The organism is Mesorhizobium sp. M7A.F.Ca.CA.004.12.1.1 (assembly GCF_003997835.1).
GTDB lineage: Bacteria > Pseudomonadota > Alphaproteobacteria > Rhizobiales > Rhizobiaceae > Mesorhizobium.
Genome location: NZ_RZRK01000595.1, coordinates 1 through 3826, shown reverse-complemented (window position 1 = coordinate 3826; position 3826 = coordinate 1). Strand labels below are relative to the sequence as shown.

The 3826-nt window shown below is 63.0% G+C and carries 5 protein-coding genes and 1 pseudogene; 4 read left to right on the top strand and 2 right to left on the bottom strand.

Annotation, left to right across the window (positions count from 1 at the left end; translation table 11 throughout):
• On the top strand, nucleotides 1-441 hold a 441-nt coding region (locus EN984_RS25785), incomplete at its 5' end, for a S16 family serine protease (protein WP_281057327.1).
• Between the two features lie 298 nt (nucleotides 442-739).
• On the top strand, nucleotides 740-1012 hold the full coding sequence (gene hupB / locus EN984_RS25780; RefSeq protein ID WP_127268007.1) for a DNA-binding protein HupB: 273 nt from the start codon (nucleotides 740-742) through the stop codon (nucleotides 1010-1012).
• 88 nt (nucleotides 1013-1100) lie between these two features.
• On the opposite strand, the gene EN984_RS25775 is transcribed toward hupB, so the two are convergent.
• A complete protein-coding gene (locus EN984_RS25775; protein WP_127268006.1) occupies nucleotides 1101-2123 on the bottom strand; it encodes an aldo/keto reductase in 1023 nt (340 codons plus the stop codon).
• Nucleotides 2124-2301: 178 nt separating this feature from the next.
• On the opposite strand from EN984_RS25775, the gene EN984_RS25770 reads away from it, so the two are divergent.
• Together EN984_RS25770 and EN984_RS25765 are read left to right on the top strand one after the other, a co-directional pair.
• Nucleotides 2302-2868, top strand: coding sequence for an SIS domain-containing protein (locus EN984_RS25770; RefSeq protein WP_127268005.1), 567 nt, complete (start codon nucleotides 2302-2304; stop codon nucleotides 2866-2868).
• Between the two features lie 3 nt (nucleotides 2869-2871).
• Nucleotides 2872-3615 carry a creatininase family protein gene (locus tag EN984_RS25765; protein WP_127268004.1) on the top strand — a complete coding sequence of 248 codons (744 nt, stop codon included), beginning with the start codon at nucleotides 2872-2874 and terminating at the stop codon, nucleotides 3613-3615.
• A 12-nt stretch (nucleotides 3616-3627) separates the two neighbouring features.
• On the opposite strand, the pseudogene EN984_RS25760 reads toward EN984_RS25765, so the two are convergent.
• Nucleotides 3628-3826 (bottom strand): annotated as a pseudogene (locus EN984_RS25760) (carbohydrate ABC transporter permease); the annotation flags it as partial.

Sequence of the window (3826 nt, the reverse complement as noted above, 5' to 3'; positions counted from 1 at the left end):
CCGCTGTTCGACAAGCGCGACATCCACGTGCACCTGCCGGAAGGCGCCACGCCGAAGGACGGCCCGTCTGCGGGTGCTGCCATGGCGACAGCCATTGTGTCGGTACTGACGGGTATTCCGGTCCGGGCGGATGTGGCGATGACCGGCGAGATAACGCTTCGCGGCCGCATCTTGCCGATCGGCGGGCTCAAGGAGAAGCTGCTCGCCGCACTGCGCGGCGGCATCAAGAAGGTGCTGATCCCGGAAGACAATGCCAAGGACCTGGCGGAGATCCCGGACAATGTGAAGAACGGCATGGAGATCATTCCGGTCTCACGTGTCGGCGAGGTGTTGCGCCACGCGCTGGTGCGTATGCCGGAGCCGATCGAATGGGTCGAACCGGTCAATCCGCCGGCCTCGACAGACAGTGCCGACGACGCTGGAAAGTCCCTGGCGCATTAGAGCGCCGGGCGTCCATCTGGACGCACAAAGGACGCTCTAACGCTCGGACTTGCGCATGGCCCTTTCCGAAAACCGGCTACGGTTTTCGAGGCCATGCGTTGGTTTTCGTCAAGGTTGCAGCGCACAAACGGAGAGCCGGGCCTAGAGCCCGGCTTTTTCATGTGAAAAACCCAGCATTTCCGGGCTTTTTCCGCTTTTTTCCTGCCTTTTCGACTTGGTTGCGGGAGCGCTTCTTTCTAAAGTCCGTTTCCTGCCGGATGAGTCGATAGTTCCGGTGTTCTCATGGAAGGGAATTTTTATGAACAAGAACGAACTGGTGTCCGCTGTCGCCGACGCCGCGAGCATTTCGAAGGGTGACGCGCAGTCGGCGGTCGATGCGGTATTTTCCGTGATCACCGGCGAACTGAAGAAGGGCGGCGATGTCCGGCTTGTCGGCTTTGGCAATTTCTCCGTGTCAAAGCGTGCGGCTTCGACCGGCCGCAATCCTCAGACCGGCGCCGAAGTGAAGATCCCGGCGCGCACCGTGCCGAAGTTCTCGGCCGGCAAAGGCCTCAAGGACGCAGTCAACTAAGCGTTTTTTCTTTTCAGAGACCTCAGAAAAGCCGGGCTTGCCCGGCTTTTCATTTTTTGTGCCCGACGCTGACGCGACGGCGGCCGGCTTATGCGGTCGGCGCCTCGGCGCGCATCAGACCTTCCTTCTTGAGATCGGCCCAAAGCGCTGGGGGCAGTTTCGCATCGAGCAGCGAGCGATTGCTCTCGACCTCGCTCGGCCGCTGGCCACCGGGGATCACCGAGACGACCGAGGGGTGCAGCAGCGGGAATTGCAGGGCGGCCTCGATCAGCCTGACACCATGACGCTTGCAGACGTTTTCGATCCCGGCGACCCGATCGAGTATGTCCTTCGGCGCTTCCGAGTAGTTGTAGTAGGCGCCGGGCTTCGGTCCGGTCGCCAGGATGCCGGAGTTGTAGGGGCCGCCGAGAACGATGCCGATGCCGCGTGCCTGGCAGAGCGGCAGGAAGGACGTCAGCGCCTCCTGTTCCAGGAGCGTATAGCGTCCGGCCAGCAGGAACAGGTCGAAGTCGCCGCGCTCGGCCAGCGTCTGCGCGACCTGCCACTCATTGATGCCGCCACCGAACGCCTTGATCACGCCCTGGTCGCGCAGCGACAGCAAGCCGTAATAGCCCGAGCGCATGAACTCCTCGATGCGCCGGTCGGAGGCTTCCTTGCTGCCATGCGTGAAGATGTCGACATCGTGGACGAAGAGGATGTCGATCCGGTCGACGCCGAGGCGCTCAAGCGAGGCCTCGAACGAGCGCATGACACCGTCATAGCTGTAGTCGTACACTTCGCGGCGCGACGGCGTGTCGAAGAACTTGCCGATGCCGGTGCGCTCTTCGGGCGGGCAGGCGCGCATGATGCGGCCGACCTTGCTCGACAGCACATAGTCGTCGCGCTTCTTGCCGCGCAGGAACGGGTTGAGCCGCGTTTCCGACAGGCCGAGTCCATAAAGCGGCGCGGTGTCGTAGTAGCGGCAGCCGGTCGCCCACGCGGCTTCCAGCGTGGCGTTGGCGTCCTCGTCGGAGACGGCACGGTAGAGGTTGCCGAGCGGCGCCGCGCCGAAGCCGAGCTCGGTGAAACTGATGCCGCCATTGCCGATGCGGTCGAAATGCCGTGTCTTCATATGCTGCCGTTTGCCTCGCTCGATTTGTCTGACATGACACTATCACGCCTGTGGTCAGGCAAAAGCATAGCTGCGGGTTGGACACGCATTTTCGCGGTTGCTAGCATGAACGAAATCAAGCTGTTCGTGGCAGCAAGGGCGGCAAATACCAGGGGTGATTTTTGATGGCAGGATCGCGGTGAGCGACAAGAGCAAAAGCCTGTTCGAGACCGCGCTTGAGGAACTCGGCGGCGTGCTGGCCCGCATCGACGAAAGCCGGATCGACGCCGCCTGCAAAATGCTGGCCGGCGCGCGACAGATCGTCGTCTATGGCTGCGGCCGCGAGGCCTTGCAGGTCAAGGGGTTTGCCATGCGGCTCTACCATTTGGGCCTGCCGGTGTCCGTGGTCGGCGACATGAACACACCGCCGCTGGGGCAGGGCGATGTCTTCCTGGTCAGCTCCGGGCCGGGAGAGACCTCGACCGTGCTGACCCTGATGCAGGTCGCGCACCAAGCAGGTGCAACCAATCTCCTGCTGACCGCCCAGGCCGCAGGCAGCGCGGCGAAGCGCGCGGACTTCACCCTACTCATTCCCGCGCAGACCATGGCCAACGATCAGGGGGCGCAGAAGACATCGGTGCTGCCGATGGGCTCGGTGTTCGAAGGCGCGCTGTTCCTGCTGTTCGAGGTGATGGTGCTGAAACTCAGGGAATTGATCGGGGCGTCGCCCGAAGCCATGCGCGCCCGCCACACCAACATGGAATAGATCATGCGCTACGAACTGATGCTGCCACACCAGATCCGCAGGGCGATCGCCGAGAATTGGCCGGTCGCTCTGCCGCTCGGCGTGCTCGAATACCATGGCGAGCACATGGCCGTCGGCATGGACACGCTGGCCGTCGTCAAGACGCTGGAGCTGTTCGAAAAGGAGAAGGACGTCGTCATCCTGCCGCCCTTCTACTACGGTGCTGCGAGTTATGCGGTGGCGCCCCCGGAAGGCAGCGGCTCGGTGCAGGTCGGCGGCAATGCGCTGGCGCCGTTCGGCGAGGAGCTGTTCTACAGCCTGCTGCGCATCGGCTTTCGCAACATCCACGCCATCATCCACCACCAGACCGAGAACTTTGCCGCCGGCATGCCGACCGATCTGGCGTTCAAGACCGCCGGCCGCCAGGCGATCTTCCGCTTCCTCGAAAAGGAGCGCGGCGAGGGCTGGTGGGGCTCTCAGGCGATGGCCGACTACTATTCCGGGCACGCCACCGGTGAAAATTTCTTCAACTGGGTGCAAGTGCATCCGCTGATGTCGGCTGACATGAACGGCAAGTACCCGTTCGATCATGCCGGCATCGGCGAGACCTCGCTGATGCTGGCGCTATGCCCGGAGGCTGTCGATGCCGCTCACTTCAACGACAACAAGAGCTGGTATACGGCGAGCGCCAAGGATGCTTCGGCCGAGCTTGGGCAGAAGGGCGTCGCCATGATCATGGACCACCTGCGCACGATCCTGGCAGCCTAGCGGGCCGCCCTGCTACTTCACCGCTCCTGCGGTCATGCCCATGATCAGATAGCGCTCAAGCGCGATGCCGATCACCGCCAGCGGCGCGATGGCTGCCGTGGCGAGCGCTGCCATCGACCACCAGTTGATGCCTTGCGAGCCGGTCTGGCTCGCCACCATGACGGGGATCGTCTTGGCGTCGGTCGAGGTCAAAAGGGCGGCGAAGAAATAC

What these genes read in the sequence shown, in the direction of transcription:
- hupB (WP_127268007.1), top strand. Translation starts at nt 740, where the DNA reads ATGAACAAGAACGAACTGGTGTCCGCTGTCGCCGACGCCGCGAGCATT.
- EN984_RS25775 (WP_127268006.1), bottom strand. Translation starts at nt 2,123, where the DNA reads ATGAAGACACGGCATTTCGACCGCATCGGCAATGGCGGCATCAGTTTC.
- EN984_RS25765 (WP_127268004.1), top strand. Translation starts at nt 2,872, where the DNA reads ATGCGCTACGAACTGATGCTGCCACACCAGATCCGCAGGGCGATCGCC.